This window comes from Streptomyces lycii (genome assembly GCF_009735685.1).
Taxonomy (GTDB): domain Bacteria; phylum Actinomycetota; class Actinomycetes; order Streptomycetales; family Streptomycetaceae; genus Streptomyces; species Streptomyces lycii.
This window is the reverse complement of record NZ_WHPN01000060.1, coordinates 1-16,262: the sequence shown is the minus strand read 5'-3', so window position 1 is coordinate 16,262 and position 16,262 is coordinate 1. Positions and strand designations below refer to the sequence as shown.

The following is a 16,262-nucleotide window of genomic DNA, read 5'->3' as shown; positions in this document are numbered from 1 at the left end:
CGGCGGCCGCGCCCGGTGTCTGGCGGTTCGGCCACCGCCCCAGGCCGCCGCGGGAGCCGGACCGCATCCCGGGCCGCTCGCTGCTGAGCGGCGCGCTGATCTCGTTCCTGTGCGGCTGGCTGGTGTGGTCGCTGTGTTTCAACGGCTACCTCGGCAGCTACTGGCTCTGGCCGCTCGATCTCCTGACGCCCGCGTCGTGGGCGAAGGGCGACAGCATGCCCGCGGTCTGGGCCTCGAACATCTATGTGCTCCTCTTCACCGCGCTCCTCGTCGTCGTCTTCGGCCGTCTCGGCCGCTGGGCCGAGATCCACCGCCGCTGGATCGCCCCCGCGCTCTCCCGGGTCTGGGCCGAGATCCACCGCCGCTGGATCGCCCCCGCGCTCTCCCGGCTCCGGAGCGACGACGCCGCCGGAACGCAGCCCGCCCCCGAGCCCGGGGCCGACCCCGTGGAGTGGCCGGAGCTGCGTTCCGGCGGGGCGCCCGACGCCGCCGAGCGGCTCGCCGCGGAGAGCCGGGCCGGGCGGATGACCGACGTCGACCACGCCCGGATCTCCCGCGCCTGGCAGTCCGTCCGGAGCCGTCCGGAGCGGCTGCCCGCCTTCACCGACACCGTGCTCCGGCAGGGCGCGGCGGCCTGCGCGCACCCGTCCGGCGCACGCGACCTGCCGTACCGCACCGCGCCGCACGACCTGGTGGCCCGTCAGGTGCGGCTGGGCACCGTGGCCGACGGCGAGCGGAACCCGTACGAGCGGCGCGGCGCGGGTTTCGCCCTGTCGCCCGAGCTGCTCGGCACCTCACTCCTCGCCGTCGGCCCGCCCGGCTCGGGCAAGACGACCCGGCTGGTGCGGCCCGTGCTGGAGTCCCTGTGCCTCCAGGCGCTGGCCGGCCAGGCCGCGGTGGTCTCCGTCGGCGCGGCGGGCTCCGTTCCGGCCACCGACGAGGTGTTCGACGTGGTCGTACGGATCGGGCATCCCGAGTCGGCCCACGACCTGGACCTCTACGGCGGCACCACGGACCCGGACGAGGCCGCCGCGGTGCTCGCCGAGGCACTCATCGGTGATCTGGCCGCGGCCCGGACCGCGGCCGGCGCGCGCCGGGCGGGCACCGCGCTCGCACAGTTGCTCGGCCCGTTCCGCGCCGCCTACGGCCGCTTCCCGTCCGTGCCCGAGCTCCGCGAGCTGCTGGACGGCTCGCCCGCCGCGCTCGACGCCCTCCGTGCCGCCCTCGACGGCGCCGGGGAGACCGCGCAGGCCCGCGAACTCGACGCCCGCGAACGCCGTTCGGGCCGTTCCGACGACGCCTGCGCGCTGCTCGCGGACCGCCTGGCGCTGCTGGACCGGCCCGCCTTCGCCGGTTTCTTCGCCACCGGCGGCGACAGCCGGCCGTTCTCGTTGCGCTCCCTCGAACATCCGCTGCGGGTGCGCATCGACCTGCCGGAGCGGGGGCACGCCGAGGCGTCCCGCATCCTCGCCCGGCTCGTGCTCGCGCAGTTCACCGAGTGTGTCGCGGGCCGTGCCGACCGGTCGCTGTTCGCCTGTCTGATCCTCGACGACGCGTCCGACACGGTCACGGCCGAGGCGCTGCGCGGCATCCAGCGGCTGCGTTCCGCCAACGCGGGCGTGCTGCTCACGCTCCGCACGCTGGACGACGTCCCGGAGGACCTGCGCAGCGCCCTGCTCGGCGCGGTCGGCTGCCGGATGGCGTTCGCCGGGGTGACGACCTGGGACGGTGCCCGGTTCGCCGAGGTGTGGGGGAAGGAGTGGGTGGAGGCCCGTGACGTCACCAACCGGCAGATCATCGCCGACGAGCCGCTGACCCGGGTCGTGCACTTCGTGCGCCGGCTGGTCACCGGCAAGGCCGTGACCAGCGAGTCCATCACCGTCAGGCAAGTGGAACGGGAGCGTTGGTCGGCGTCCGAGCTGGCGCACTCCGTGCCGCCGGAGCACGCGGTGGTCTCGCTGACGACGGTCCGTGGCGAACATGCGCCACCCCTGCTGGTGAATTTGCGGCAGTAGCCACCGGCAAATGCCAGGGTTTGGCTCCCGGCCTTTCCACCGCTGAGGCAGAATTGGCGCAAGCGGTTCATACGAGGCGGCGTGTTGCCAGCGCCTCCCGGGCGGATCTGAAGGAGCCATGCCACCCACTCTCGCCTCCCTGGTCGGGCACTCCGCGCTCAAACTCGGCGTGCGCGCGGGGGAGGGCCGGCTGGACGCACCCGTTCGCTGGGCCCACGTCAGCGAACTGGCCGACCCGGTGCCGTATCTCGACGGCGGTGAGCTGCTGCTGATCACCGCGCTCAAGCTGGACGCCGAGGACCGCGACGTGATGCGCCGCTACGTCCGCCGGCTCGTCGACGCGGGCGTCGTCGGGCTCGGCTTCGCCGTCGGCGTCAACTTCGAGGACATCCCGCCGGCGCTCGTCGAGGCGGCCGAGGCCGAGGACCTGCCGCTGCTGGAGGTGCCGCGCCGCACCCCGTTCATCGCCATCAGCAAGGCCGTCTCGGCGGCGATCGCGGCCGAGCAGTACCAGGCCGTGACCGCCGGGTTCGAGGCGCAGCGGGAACTGACCCGGGCGGCCCTCGGCGCCGACGGACCGGCCGCCCTGCTCGGCAAGCTGGCGGCGCACGTCGACGGCTGGGCCGCGCTCTACGACGTCTCCGGGAGCGTCGTCGCGGCCGCTCCCGAGTGGGCCTCCAGACGCGCCGCCCGGCTCACCGCCGATGTCGAACGGCTGCGCGAGAGACCTCCGCCCGCGAGCGTCGTCGTCGGCGGCGCGGACGCCGACGGGGACGGGGACGGGGGCGGCGGTGACCGGGTCGAACTCCAGTCGCTGGGCACCGGGCGCCGGTCCCGCGGCGTTCTCGCGGTCGGCACCGGCGGCACTCCGGGCACCGCCGAGCGGTACGCAGTGAACTCCGCCGTCGCCCTGCTGACCCTCACCACCGAGCGGTCACGCGCGCTGAACGAGGCCGAACAGCGGCTCGGCGCCGCCGTGCTCCGGATGCTCCTCGCCGGCCAGCCCGACCACGCCCGCGCGGTGGCCGGAAGCCTCTACGGCAGCCTGCTCGACGCCCCGTTCCGGGTGATCCTCGCGGAAGCCGCCGACAGCCCGGCCGGGAACGACACGTGGCCGGGCGAACCGGCCGCCCCGGACCCGCTCGCCGCCCTGGCCGACACCATCGAGGCGGCCGGCGCCCGCGCCGGCGAGGCCGTCCTCGTCGTCCCCGACACCGGCCGGCTCACCGTCCTCGCCCCGGACGGCGGCGCGGCCGTCGCCGCCTGCGCGGCCGAGGCGGAGGTGCTCGACAGCCGCCGGGGCGGCTCCTCCGCGCGGCAGCGGGACACCGCGGCGGAGGACGCCTTCGTCGTGGGCCTCTCCGCGCCGGCCGGCCCGATCGCCGCGGCCTCCGCCTACCGCCAGGCCGAGCAGGCCCTGTCGGTGGCCCGCCGCCGGGGACGCGCCCTGGTGGAGCACGAGGAGGTCGCCTCCGGGTCGGTGCTGCCGCTGCTGGCCGACGACGCCGTACGGGCGTTCGCGGACGGCATGCTGCGCGGGCTGTACGAGCACGACGCGAAGGGCCGAGGCGACCTGGTCGCCTCGCTGCGCGCCTGGCTGTCGCGGCACGGCCAGTGGGACGCCGCCGCGGCCGACCTCGGGGTCCACCGGCACACGCTGCGGTACCGGATGCGCCGGGTGGAGGAGATCCTGGGCCGCTCCCTGGACGACCCGGACACCCGGATGGAGCTGTGGCTGGCGCTGAAGGTGACCGACTGACGGCAGCGTTCCCGCCGGCCGCCCGGACCGGGGCGTCCCGCGGGCCCGGGGCGCCGCGAACCGCACCGGAGCTGACAAAGGCGCGGCAGCTCCACTCCATCACGGATAAACGCCATTCCGCCGTGCCGCCCCTACGGTGGGTGAGGAGCAACCGCATCATCCCCACCACCTCGAAGGGCCGGGATCCGCTGTGACCAACACCCACGCGTTCTGGCTCGCCGGCCGCCCGGCGACCGGCGAAGACACGTTCGACGTCACCTCCCCCTGGGACGGCCGCCTCGTCGGCGCGGTGAGCGTCCCGACCGAGAGCCAGGTCGAGGAGGCCGTCGCCGCGGCGGACGCCGTCCGCGCCGAGTTCGCGGCCACCCCGGCGCACGTACGGGCCGCCGCGCTCGACCACGTCCACCGGCGTCTCGTGGAGCGGACCGACGAGATCGCCGGGCTGATCTCGGCGGAGAACGGCAAGCCGGTGAAGTGGGCGCGCGGTGAGGTGGGCCGTGCCGTCTCCGTCTTCCGGTTCGCCGCCGAGGAGGCCCGCCGGTTCAACGGCGGGGACGCGCAGCGCCTCGACACCGACGCGGGGGGCGTCGGCCGGCTGGCCCTCACCCGCCGCTTCCCGCGCGGCGCCGTGCTCGGCATCGCGCCGTTCAACTTCCCGCTGAACCTGTGCGCCCACAAGGTCGCCCCGGCGATCGCGGTCGGTGCACCGATCGTCCTCAAGCCCGCTCCGGCGACGCCGCTGTCCGGGCTGCTGCTGGGCGAACTCCTCGCGGAGACCGACCTGCCGGCCGGCTCCTGGAGCGTGCTGCCGGTGCCGAACGACCGGATGCCCGCGCTCGTACAGGACGAGCGGCTGCCGGTGATCTCCTTCACCGGCTCCGGGCCGGTCGGCTGGTCGCTGCTGGACGCCGCGCCGCGCAAGCACACCACCCTGGAACTCGGCGGCAACGGCGCGGCGATCGTCCTCCCCGACTGGTCCTCGGACGAGGACCTGGACTGGGCGGCCACCAGGATCGCGGCCTTCTCCAACTACCAGGGCGGCCAGTCCTGCATCTCCGTCCAGCGGGTCATCGCCGACACCACCGTCTACGACCGGCTGGTGCCGCGGATCGTCGCCGCCGTGGAGAAGCAGGTGACGGGTGATCCGTCCGACCCGTCGACCGATGTCGGGCCGCTGGTGAGCGAGGACGCGGCCAAGCGGGTCGAGTCCTGGGTCGAGGAGGCCGTCCGGGCGGGCGCGGTGCTGCTGACCGGCGGCGAGCGCAAGGGCGCCTCGTACGCGCCGACCGTGCTCGAGGACGTGCCGCGGGACACCCGGATCGGCTGCGAGGAGGTCTTCGGGCCGGTGCTCACGCTCACCCGGGCCGACGGCGAGGAAGCGGCGTTCGCGGCGGCCAACGACTCGAAGTACGGCCTTCAGGCGGGCGTGTTCACGCACGACGTGCAGACGGCCTTCCGGGCCCACCGGGCGCTGGAGGTCGGCGGCGTGATCGTCGGCGACGTGCCGTCCTACCGGGCGGACCAGATGCCGTACGGCGGCACCAAGCAGTCGGGGGTCGGCCGCGAGGGCGTGCGGTTCGCGATGGAGGACTACACCTACGAGCGCGTCATGGTCCTCACCGGCCTGGACTTGTAGTCCGCAACGGCCGGGCCCGTTGTCCGCAGCGGCCCGGCCCGCGGTCCGTCACCGGCCGGGCGTGTGGTCCGGGGCCGGCTGACGACCTGTCGGTTGCTCCGGCCGGGCGTGTGGTCCGGGACCGGCTGATGAACCTGTCGATTCGCTCCGGCCCGGCCCGGCCCGGCTCGTGCTCGGGGTCCCGGCCCGGCCTGGGGACCTGTGGTCCGCGGCGGCCCTTCCCGTGGGGTGTGGGGCCGCACCGGCACAGGCCTCGCGGTGCCCGCCCCGCGGTGCCCGCGGGGACGCCCGTACGGGTCCGGGCCGTTCCGGAAGCGGGAACGCTTCCCGGCGTCGCGGCAGCTCCGGGGACGCGGCCTCCCCGGCTGCCCCGGCCGGGCGGACCGTCGCGGGCTGCCGGACGGACCGGTTCCAGCACCGGGACCCGCCACCCGGCGCCGACCCGTGGCCGTCGCGGAGCCATTCCATGGCCGCAGTGGGGCCGACCCGGCGACGCCGGCGCGCCACCCGCCCGGTGGCGGCGCCGGCGGTGCGCCGGGTCAGCTTCCTCCGGCCGCCGGGGACGGCTCCCTCGGTTCGCCCCCCGGGCCGAAGTCGAGTCGCGCGAGCCGCACCGGCCCGCGCAGGGTGACGTGCAGCTCCTGTACGCCGCGCGGCGCGTCGGCCGGGGTGACCGAGACCAGCCGGTACGAGTACCGGCTGCCGGTGCACTCCACCTCGGCCTCACCGAGCGGGGTGCCGTCGGCCAGCGCCAGCTCGACGACTGCGGTCCCCGGCTCCTCGCGGGCGGCGTGCAGCGTGATCCGGCCCGCGCCCGTGCCCGTACCGGCGCCGCCGAAGTCGCAGTCGCGGTAGACGAGCCGGGCCGGCACGGTGCCGTCCGCCGGGGCGACGGCGTCGCCGCGCACCCGGCTGCGGTCCACCAGGACGGCGCCGGCCGAGGAGTCGAAGCAGGCGGCCTCCAACCCGCTGCCGAGTACCGGCCGGGGCTGGGGCGGCGGGCCGTCGACGGTGAGCGCGGCCGTGAGCCGGATGTCCGCGCTGGAGGCCCCGGCCTGCAGTTCGTAGCGGCCGGGATCGGTGGTGTGGCGGCCGTGCGCCACGTCCCAGTGGCCGAGCGCCGCCAACGGGACGGTGAACGCGAACCGCTCCGGAACGCCCGGTTCCAGCCGCCGCCGCTCGTGCGCGACGAGCTGCCGGTGCGGGCGCGGAACACGCGGCTCCACGGCGCGGGCGTACAGCTGGACGACCTCGTCGGCGGGCACCGCACCGGTGTTGGTGACGGTGAGGGAGGCCGTCAGCTCCTCGCCGTCCCGCTCGACGACGAGGTCCTCGTAGCGGAAGTGGCTGTAGGACAGCCCGTGCCCGAAGGGGTACAGCGGCGTGCCGTCGAAGTAGAGGTAGGTGCGGCGGGAGCCGATGATGTCGTAGTCGAGCAGGTCCGGCAGGTCGGCGTCGGAGGCGTACCAGGTCTGCGGCAGCCGTCCCGCCGGTGAGACGTCGCCGAACAGCACCCGGGTGAGGGCCGTCCCCGCGGCCTGTCCGCCGTGCGCGGTCCACAGCACGGCGGGCAGCGCGGCGTGCGCGTCGCCCACCGCGTACGGGTAGCTGCTGCTGACGACGAGCACGGTGCGCGGGTTGGCGGCGTGCGCGGCGCGCCACAGCCGGTCCTGCTGCCCGGGCAGCGCGACGGTGTCCCGGTCCTCGGTCTCCCGGCCGTTGACGAAGGGGTCGTTCCCGGCCGCCACGATCACGGTCCCGGCGCCGGCGGCCGCGCGCGCGACCGCGTCCTCGCCGCGCTCGGTGACCTCCACGGCGAACCGCTCCGCGCCGGACGCGTCCTCGGCCGCGGCCCGCAGTCCCTCCGCGGTGACGGTGACGTACCGCCCGGTGCCCAGATGCCGCAGCGCCTGCTCCGCCCCGCCGCTGCCGGGGGCCGGTTCCAGGGCGAAGGTCTCCTGGACGACCCAGCCGCCGGGCCGGTCGGCGGACGCCCGCAGGAAGCCGTCGGCGGCCACGCTCAGACAGCGGCCGTCCGGCGCGCGGAGGGTGAGCACGCCGCCGCCCCAGTCGGTGAGCGCCAGCTCGGCCGGGTCTCCGCCCGCCGTGACCGGGGGCAGATCCGTACGGCCCTCCGCGTGCGCGGGGTTGAGCGAACCCTCGTCGGCCGCGGCGGACACCTCCGCGGTCTCCGGTACGGACACCCAGCCGCCGGACGCGCACCGCAGCCGCACCCGGTCGTCCCCGTCGGCATACACCACCCGCCCGGCACCGAGCCGTTCCACGAGCGCTTCCCGCAGGGTGCTGCGCCGGAGGAAACTGCCGCTGTACCAGTCGAGCTTGCACACGTCGGCGAGCGGCCCGACCACCGCGACCCGGTCCGCCGCGCCGCCTGCGCCGGCGGCCGTGTCCCCGGGAACGGCCGTCGCGCCACCGGAGCCCGGTCCGGTGCCGCCGCCGGGGGCCGCCCCGTCGCGGTCCCCGGCGGCGGCGCCCAGCGGCAGCAGGCCGTCGTTCTTCAGCAGTACGACGGCCTGCTCCGCGGCCTCCCGCGCGAGCTGCCGGTGGGCCGGGGTGTCGAAGGACTCCGGCCCGGTCCCGGCGTACGGGTCGAGCTCCGGGTCGAACTCGCCCAGCGCGAAGCGCATGGTGAGCAGCCGCCGGACGGCGGTGTCGATGTCCGCCACGTCGATGAGGCCCCGCTCCAGGGCGCCCCGCACCCGGGCGGTGATCACCGACGAGTCCTGGTCGTGGTCGGTGAAGCTGTCCACGCCGGCCCGCAGCGCGGCGGCCGTGGCCTCCTCGTGGGTGTCGAAGTACCGCTCGGAGTCCGCCAGGTTCGAGGGCGCGCCCGCGTCGGAGCAGACGACGAGCTGCCGCTCCGTCCAGCGGCGCAGATCCTCCCGCAGATACGGGGAGACATGGTTGGGGCGCCCGTTGACCAGGTTGTACGCGGGCATGACACCGGCGACCGCGCCCGCCTCGACGGGCCCGCGGAAGGCCGCGAAGTCGTACTCGTGCAGCACGCGCGGCGGCACGGAGGAGGAAGTGGTGTCGCGGTCGGTCTCGTTGTTGTGCGCGAGCCAGTGCTTCAGCACCGGGGCCGTCCGCCAGTACACCGGGTGGTCGCCGCGCAGGCCGCGGGTGTAGGCGGCGGCCAGCGAGGCGGTCAGCGCCGGGTCCTCGGCGTAGCCCTCCTCGTTGCGGCCCCAGCGGGGGTCGCGCAGCAGATTGACCGTGGGCGCCCAGACGTTGAGCCCGACGCGCGGGTCGCGGGAGCGCATGGCCCGCACCTCGGTGGAGACGGCCTCGCCGATCCTGCGCAGCAGTTCCGGGTTCCAGGTGGCGCCGAGCCCGACGGCCTGGGGGAACACGGTCGCCGGTCCCATCCAGGCGACTCCGTGCAGCGCCTCCTGCCCGGTGCGGAACGCGCCGATCCCGAGCCGTTCGACGGCCGGCGCGAACTGGTGCAGCATCGCGATCCGCTCGTCGAGCGAGAGCCGGTTCAGCAGGTCGTCGGCGCGTTTGCGCATGGATCAGGACTCCTCCGTGATCACTGCCCGGGTGCCCCGATGCGTCCAGCGCGCATTCGAAGCGCTTCGATGCTGGGCGTCCGCACCACGGGGTGTCAAGGCGTTCTACGGCAATGGCCGAATGGGCCGGGATGTCCGCGACCCGTGGATTCCCGCGAAGGGAAGCGTTTTTTCGGCAGCGACCCTTGCGCCACCCCACCCCCGCACTTAACCTCGGCGCAACATCGAAGCGCTTCGACCACTGGTCGTACGGCGGCTACGCCACGAAGGGTTGACGCAATGCCGAACTCCCAGGCTCCGGACTCCGTTTCCGCCCAGAGCCGGCCGCATCATCCGCACAGCAGACGGACGTTCCTCGCCTCCACCGCGGTGGCCGCCGCCGCGGTCGCCGGGGGCGGCCCGCTGCTCACCGGCTGCGGGGCGGCCGAGAGCACCGGCCGGGGCGGAACCACCAGCGGCAAGGACCTCAAGAAGCTGCTCCCCACGTACGTCGCCTCGAAGGCGAGCGAGCCGGACATCCCCGGCCGCAACGGTTCCAGCCCCGGCTTCACCCGGGTGCCCGAGGAACTCACCGCCTCGGTCTCCGGCAAGCCCGGCAAGGGCGGAACCTACACCGCGTACACCCCGCTCTGGGGCACACCGCCGCCGAAGGACTCGGCCTACTACCGGGCGGTCGACGAGGCGCTCGGCGCGAGGATCCAGTGGCGTACGCAGGACGGCAACACCTACGGCGAGAAGCTCGGTGCCGTCCTCGCCTCCGACGACGTCGCCGACATCGTCTGCGTCCCGCAGTGGGAGATGGCCGGGCGGATCCACGGCGCGATCAGTGCCAAGTTCGCGGACCTCGGCCCGTATCTGTCCGGTGACAAGGTGAAGAAGTACCCCAACCTCGCCGCGATCCCCACCGAGGCCTGGCAGATGTCCGTCTTCGGCGGCAGGCTCCGCGGCCTGCCGATGCCCGCCCGCCCGCTCGGCGGCGTCGTTCCGTTCTACCGCCAGGACGTCTTCGAGAAGGAGGGCTACGAGGTCCCGAAGAGCCCGGACGCGTTCCTGGCCCTCGCCAAGGAGATCACCCGCCCCAAGAGCCGGGTGTGGGCCTGCGAGGACATGTGGTGGTCCGCGCAGATCATCTTCGGCTGCCCGCCCGAGAAGCCGTACTACTGGCTGGAGCGGGACGGGAAGCTCGTCAACAAGTTCGAGACGGATGCCTACCTCGAGGCGCTGGAGTGGACCCGCAAGCTCTTCGCCGCGAAGGTCGTGCACCCCGACGCCGTCGCCGGCAAGGCCAACGACGCCGCTGTCCGCTTCACCTCCGGCCAGTCCCTGATGATGAACGACGGCGACGCCAAGTGGTACGGCCTCACTGCGGAACAGAAGGACGTCAACCCCGAGTTCGTCATCCAGGCCATGGACTTCTTCGGGCCCGACGGCGGCGACCCGGTCATCTACCAGGGCGCCCCCGCCAGCATCTGGTCCTTCCTCAACAAGAAGCTGTCCAAGGCGCAGATCGAGGAGTGCCTCGCGATCGCCGACTTCATCGCGGCGCCGTACGGCACCCGCGAGCAGCGGCTCGTCGACTACGGCGTCGAGGGCGAGCACCACACGATCCGGGACGGCGCGCCCGTCAAGACCGAGCTGGGGGTCAAGGAGGTCGTGGACACCTACCGCTTCATCGTCTCCGCCGAGGCCACCGTCTCCTATCCCGACCACCCGCAGGTGGTGAAGGACTACTGCGGCTGGATGCAGCGGATGGGCGCGCACATGCGCAAGCCGCTCTTCTTCGGCATGCAGATCCAGGAGCCCAACCGCTACGCCTCCCTCGCCACCCCGTTCGAGGATCTCGCCAAGGACGTCGTGCGCGGCCGCAAGTCGCTCCGCGACGTGCAGAACGCGGTGTCCGACTGGCGCAAGGGCGGCGGTGACAAGCTGCGCGACTGGTACGCGGAGCTGCTGGAGAAGAACGGCAGCGGGGTGTGAGCGAGGCCGTGCGCCCCGGGACGGCGAGCGCGCCGGAGCGGGCCCCCGCGGCCCCGCCGGCGCCCGCGCCCGGCGGCCGGTGGCACCGGCTGCGCCGTGACCGCTCGCTGCTGCTGATGGCGCTGCCCGCGGTCGGCCTGCTGGTGCTGTTCGTCTACGTCCCGCTGATCTGGATCACGGTCGCGTTCAAGGACTACGACCCGTACGTCTCGGGGCTGTGGTCCAGCCCGTGGACCGGGCTGGAGAACATCACCCTGCTGCTGGAGGACAGCCGCTTCTGGGACGCCGGCGCGAACACCCTCGCCATCACCTTCCTCCAGCTGGTGCTGTTCTTCCCGGTGCCGATCGCGCTGGCCCTGCTGCTCAACAGCCTGCTCAGCGAGCGGCTCCGGGGCGTGGTGCAGAGCGTGCTCTATCTGCCGCACTTCTTCTCCTGGGTGCTGGTCATCACCGTCTTCCAGCAGATGCTCGGCGGCGCCGGGCTGCTCTCCCAGCTGCTGCGGGCGCGCGGTTACGAGGGCTTCGACCTGATGACCGACCCGGGCGCGTTCAAGTTCCTGGTCACCGCGCAGATGGTCTGGAAGGACGCCGGCTGGGGCGTGATCGTGTTCCTCGCGGCCCTGTCGTCGGTCAACCAGGACCTGTACGAGGCGGCCGCCGCCGACGGCGCGGGCCGCTGGCGCCGCATGTGGCACATCACGCTGCCCGCGCTGCGGCCGGTCATCGCACTGCTGCTGGTGCTGCGCGTCGGCGACTCGCTGACCGTCGGCTTCGAACAGATCCTGCTCCAGCGGGACGCGGTCGGCCCGGGCGCCTCCGAGGTCTTCGACACCTATGTGTGGTGGGTCGGCCTCGCCAGCGGCGACTACGGGGTCGCCGCCGCGGGCGGGCTGGTCAAGGGCCTCTTCAGCCTCGTACTCGTGCTGCTGGCCAACAAGGTCGCCCATCTGCTGGGCGAGCAGGGGGTGTACCGCAAATGAGCGTGACGGACCTGCGCAGGACCGGGAAGGCCGCCGCACCGGGGACCGCGGACGGCCCGGGGCTCCCGGCGGCCCCGCCCCGGCAGCCGCGGCGGAACCCCGGGCGGCCCGTCTGGGAGGAGGACCCGAGCCCCGTCGGCCAGGGCCTGAAGGGCCTCACGCTGCTCGGGGTGTGCCTGGCGATCCTGGGGCCGCTCTGGGTCGTGATCGTCACCAGCCTCTCCGACCGGAGGACCATCACGGAGGCGGGCGGGCTGGTCGTCATACCCCGGACGGTCACCTTCCAGGCGTACGAGGAGCTGCTGAGCGGCGGCACCGTCACCCGCGCCGCGATCGTCAGCCTGCTGGTCACCCTCGTCGGCACCGTCCTCAGCATGACCGTGTCCGTGCTGTGCGCCTACGGGCTGTCCCGGCCGGGCTCCTTCGCGCACCGGCCGATCCTGATGGTGCTGCTGATCACGATGTTCTTCAGCGCCGGGCTGATCCCGACCTATCTGCTCGTCACCGGTATCGGCCTGCAGGACAGCTACTGGGCGATGATCCTGCCCAGCGCGATCTCGGTCTTCAACATCCTGGTGCTGCGGGCGTTCTTCATGAGCACCGCGCCGGAGCTGATCGACAGCGCGCGGATCGACGGCGCGGGGGAGTGGCGCATCCTGCTGCGCATCGTGATGCCGCTGTCCAAAGCGGTGATCGCGGTCATCTCGCTGTTCTACGCGGTCGGCTACTGGAGCCAGTGGTTCAACGCGATGATCTATCTCAACGACGCCGAGAAGTGGCCGCTGCAGATGATCCTGCGCCAACTGGTCATCAAGCAGCAGGCCCCGCAGGGCATGTCACAGATGATCGCGACCCAGCAGGTCCCGGGGCTGGCCGTGCAGATGGCGGTGATGGTCCTCGCGCTGATCCCCGTCGTGATCGTCTACCCGTTCGTCCAGAAGCACTTCACCAAGGGCATGCTCACCGGCGCCATCAAGGGCTGAACCCCCGGCACAGCGCCCGGGTCCCGCCCCGTCCCCCCCCGGGGGGCGGGGCCCGGAGCACCACCGGGCCCCCCGGGGCGGGAGCACGGCAGCCGGAGCACGGCACCGGGCCGCGGCCCCGGAGCACGGCCCCGGAGCACGGCACCCGGCGCGCGCTCGCACGACGGCGGCACGGGACGCGGCGGCACCGCCCCCGGCGCCGTTCGCCACCCAGCGGAAGAAGGGCAAGGCCATGTCAGAGTTCCCCGGGCGCCCCCGCCGGCGGCCCGTCCCGGCCGGCACCGCGGCCGAGGGCCCGCCCGGCACCGTCGGCTCCCGCACCGCCCGTTCCCGCACCGCCGGGCCCGGCACCGTCGGCCCCCGTACCGCCCCGCCCGGCCTCCCGTCCGGAGGTCCCGTCTGATGGAGCGCGGACCCGGACTGGAGGACGCCACCCGCGGCCGCGTCCTCTTCGGCGGCGACTACAACCCCGAACAGTGGCCGGAGGACGTCTGGCCCGAGGACGTGCGCCTGATGCGGGAGGCGGACGTCAGCCTCGTCACCGTCGGCGTCTTCTCCTGGGCGCGCATCGAGCCCCGCCCCGGCGTTTTCGACTTCGGCTGGCTGGACACCGTCCTCGGCCTGCTGGACGACGCGGGCATCGGTGTCTGCCTCGCCACCCCCACCGCGTCCCCGCCGCCCTGGCTGGGCGCCCGCCATCCGGAGACGCTGCCGCGCGACCGGGCGGGCAACACCGTCTGGTACGGCTCCCGCAACCAGTTCTGCGCCTCCTCCCCGGTCTACCGCGAACACGCCCTGGCCGTCACCGAGGCCGTCGCCGCCCGCTACGCCGGCCATCCGGCGCTCCGGCTGTGGCACGTCGGCAACGAATACGGCACGCACTGCTGGTGCGAGGAGACCGCCCGGCACTTCCGCCGCTGGCTGCGCGAGCGCCACGGCACCCTCGACGCCCTCAACGAGGCCTGGGGCACCGCCTTCTGGAGCCAGGGCTACGGCGACTGGGAGGAGCTGATCCCGCCCCGGCAGGCCCAGTACATGATCAGTCCCGGGCAGGCGCTGGACTTCCGCCGCTTCACCAGCGACGCGCTGCTGGAGTGCTTCGAGGCGGAGCGCGACGTGCTGCGCCGGCACGCCCCCGGCGTCCCCGTCACCACCAACTTCATGCCGCTGTTCCCCGGCGTCGACGGCTGGAGGTGGGCGGAGCGCGAGGACGTGGTCTCCGCCGACATCTATCCCGACCCCGCGGACCCGCACGCCGGCGCGTACAACGCGCTCGCCCAGGACCTCACCCGCTCGCAGGCGGGCGGCCCCTGGGCACTGCTGGAACAGGCCGCCGGCGCCGTCAACTGGCGCGGCGTCAACCGCCCGAAGCCCGAGGGGCTGACCCGGCTGTGGTCCCTCCAGGCCGTGGCCCGCGGCGCCGACGCGGTCTGCTTCTTCCAGTGGCGCCAGTCCCGCCAGGGCAGTGAGAAGTTCCATTCGGCGATGCTGCCGCACGCGGGTGAGCACAGCCGGACGTTCCGGCAGGTCCGCGAACTGGGCGCCGACCTGGCCCGGATCGGCGCCGCCGTCGCCGGCGCGGGGGTGCCCGCCGGAGCTGCGGTCCTGCACGACTGGGACTCCTGGTGGGCCGGGCTCGGCGAGGGCCGGCCGTCCGCGCTGCTCGACCGCGAGACCCTGCTGCGCGCCTGGCACCAGGCGCTGTGGGAGGCGAACGTCACCACCGACTTCGCCCGGCCCGAGTCCGACCTCTCCGGCTACCACCTCGTCGCCGTGCCGCACCTGTCACTGCTCACCGACGCGGCCCTGGACAACCTCACGTCCTACGTCCGCGAGGGCGGCACCCTCGTGTGCGGCTTCTTCACCGGGGTCACCGACGAGGACGACCGGGTCCGCCCCGGCGGCGTCGACCCGCGGCTGCGCGAACTCCTCGGCGTCGGCACCGTTCACGACTGGTGGCCGCTCGCCGAGGGCGAGACCGTCACCGCCGAGAGCGCCCTCCCCGGCCTGTCCGACTTCACCGGCACCCTCTGGTCCGAGGACCTCGACCTGACCACCGCGGAGCCCGCGGCCCGCCTCACCGGCGGTGAGCTCGACGGCCGGCCCGCGCTCACCCGCAACGCCTACGGCTTCGGCACGGCCTGGTACGTCACCACCCTCCCCGAACCCCGCGCGCTGCGCGCCCTGCTCGCGCGCGCCGCGGACGAGGCGGGCGTACTGCCTCCGCTCACCCGCCTCCCCCCGGGCGTGGAGGCCGTACGCCGCGGCGGCCTGCTGTTCCTGCTCAACCACGGCCCCGCCCCGGCGGGCGTCCGGCTCCCGGCACCCCACACCGATCTGCTCACCGGCCGGGAGTACGAGACCGGAATCCACCTCGAACGCCACGGAGCCGCAGTGCTGCGGCCCGCGGCAGCGCACCACCGTCCCCCCACCAGCAAGGGAGAATCACCGTGAACCGACCCCGTCCGCTGCCCCGCGGCCGCGCCACCCGCCGGGCCTTCCTGGGCACTGTCGCCGCACTGGCCGCCACCGCGGCGTTCGCCGTCTCGCCGGCGCAGGCCGCGGCCTGGGAGACCTCAGAACAGTGGGGCACCTGGGAGAACGGCGGCTACACCCTCTACAACAACATCTGGGGCTCGGGCGCCGGGTCCCAGACGATCTGGGCGGACTCCTTCAGCGACTGGGGGGTGCGCGCCGACCACCCGAACACCGGCGGCATCAAGTCCTACCCCAACGCCAAGAAGGTGGTGAACCGCCGCATCGCCGACATCGGCTCGCTGAGCAGCCACTACGACGTCACGGTGCCCTCCTCCGGCGCGTACAACACCTCGTACGACATCTGGGACACCGACTACGACCACGAGATCATGCTCTGGGTCAACCAGACGGGCGCGGTCGGCCCGCTCGGCTCGCACCAGGCCGATGTCGCGCTCGGCGGGCACAGCTGGTCCGTCTACAAGGGCGACAACGGCTCGAACAACGTGTACTCGTTCCTGCGCACCTCGGACTCCACCTCCGGCACGGTCGACATGAAGCCCGTCCTGGACTGGATCACCGAGCAGGGCTGGATGTCCGCCGACGAGACCATCGGCGACGTGCAGTTCGGCTACGAGATCACCTCGTCGGCCGGGGGCCTGGAGTTCACCACCAACGACTTCGGCGTCTCCTCCGGCTGACCCACCGCCCGGCCCGGACCGTCTTCCGGCCCGGACCGGCCTCCGGACCGTGGGGTCCGGCCCCGAGCCGGCGGCGCGTGAACTGACCGCGCGCCGTCCGAGGGCAGCGGCGCGCTCCACCACCTGACGGGGGGAGCGCGCCGCTGTCCGTGCGCCGACGGGTGCGGCGCGCCGGCCGTCCGTACGGTGGTCCGAGCCGTCCG

The 16,262-nt window shown here is 74.1% G+C and carries 9 protein-coding genes; 8 read left to right on the top strand and 1 reads right to left on the bottom strand.

Annotated elements, in window-relative coordinates; translation table 11 throughout:
* From GCU69_RS32460 to GCU69_RS03145, 3 genes are all read left to right on the top strand, one after another.
* The coding region (locus GCU69_RS32460) for an ATP-binding protein (RefSeq protein ID WP_170315767.1) at positions 1–2,015 on the top strand (2,015 nt) is incomplete at its 5' end.
* A gap of 118 nt (positions 2,016–2,133) precedes the next feature.
* On the top strand, positions 2,134–3,774 hold the full coding sequence (locus tag GCU69_RS03150; protein ID WP_156205070.1) for a PucR family transcriptional regulator: 1,641 nt from the start codon (positions 2,134–2,136) through the stop codon (positions 3,772–3,774).
* 190 nt (positions 3,775–3,964) lie between these two features.
* The gene (locus tag GCU69_RS03145; protein ID WP_156205069.1) at positions 3,965–5,410 is read left to right on the top strand and encodes an aldehyde dehydrogenase family protein; all 1,446 of its coding nucleotides are present in this window, start codon (positions 3,965–3,967) and stop codon (positions 5,408–5,410) included.
* 539 nt (positions 5,411–5,949) lie between these two features.
* On the opposite strand, the gene GCU69_RS03140 is transcribed toward GCU69_RS03145, so the two are convergent.
* Positions 5,950–8,943, bottom strand: coding sequence for a glycoside hydrolase family 3 C-terminal domain-containing protein (locus GCU69_RS03140; RefSeq protein WP_156205068.1), 2,994 nt, complete (start codon positions 8,941–8,943; stop codon positions 5,950–5,952).
* Positions 8,944–9,222: 279 nt separating this feature from the next.
* Here GCU69_RS03140 and GCU69_RS03135 point away from each other — a divergent pair, with 279 nt between their 5' ends.
* The 5 genes from GCU69_RS03135 (at position 9,223) to GCU69_RS03115 (ending at position 16,059) form a co-directional block, all read left to right on the top strand.
* A complete protein-coding gene (locus GCU69_RS03135) occupies positions 9,223–10,920 on the top strand; it encodes a type 2 periplasmic-binding domain-containing protein (protein WP_156205067.1) in 1,698 nt (565 codons plus the stop codon).
* Positions 10,917–11,900: an ABC transporter permease gene (locus GCU69_RS03130; protein ID WP_235978181.1), complete on the top strand. Its 984-nt coding sequence runs from the start codon at positions 10,917–10,919 to the stop codon at positions 11,898–11,900. The genes GCU69_RS03135 and GCU69_RS03130 overlap by 4 nt, the downstream gene beginning before the upstream one ends.
* Positions 11,897–12,883 carry a carbohydrate ABC transporter permease gene (locus tag GCU69_RS03125; protein ID WP_156205066.1) on the top strand — a complete coding sequence of 329 codons (987 nt, stop codon included), beginning with the start codon at positions 11,897–11,899 and terminating at the stop codon, positions 12,881–12,883. Before GCU69_RS03130 ends, GCU69_RS03125 begins: the two co-directional genes overlap by 4 nt.
* 402 nt (positions 12,884–13,285) lie before the next feature.
* Positions 13,286–15,337, top strand: coding sequence for a beta-galactosidase (locus GCU69_RS03120; protein WP_156205065.1), 2,052 nt, complete (start codon positions 13,286–13,288; stop codon positions 15,335–15,337).
* A 14-nt stretch (positions 15,338–15,351) separates the two neighbouring features.
* Positions 15,352–16,059 carry a glycoside hydrolase family 12 protein gene (locus tag GCU69_RS03115; protein WP_098749845.1) on the top strand — a complete coding sequence of 236 codons (708 nt, stop codon included), beginning with the start codon at positions 15,352–15,354 and terminating at the stop codon, positions 16,057–16,059.
* Positions 16,060–16,262: the final 203 nt, after the last annotated feature.

What these genes read in the sequence shown, in the direction of transcription:
- GCU69_RS03150 (WP_156205070.1), top strand. Translation starts at nt 2,134, where the DNA reads ATGCCACCCACTCTCGCCTCCCTGGTCGGGCACTCCGCGCTCAAACTC.
- GCU69_RS03140 (WP_156205068.1), bottom strand. Translation starts at nt 8,943, where the DNA reads ATGCGCAAACGCGCCGACGACCTGCTGAACCGGCTCTCGCTCGACGAG.
- GCU69_RS03135 (WP_156205067.1), top strand. Translation starts at nt 9,223, where the DNA reads ATGCCGAACTCCCAGGCTCCGGACTCCGTTTCCGCCCAGAGCCGGCCG.
- GCU69_RS03125 (WP_156205066.1), top strand. Translation starts at nt 11,897, where the DNA reads ATGAGCGTGACGGACCTGCGCAGGACCGGGAAGGCCGCCGCACCGGGG.
- GCU69_RS03120 (WP_156205065.1), top strand. Translation starts at nt 13,286, where the DNA reads ATGGAGCGCGGACCCGGACTGGAGGACGCCACCCGCGGCCGCGTCCTC.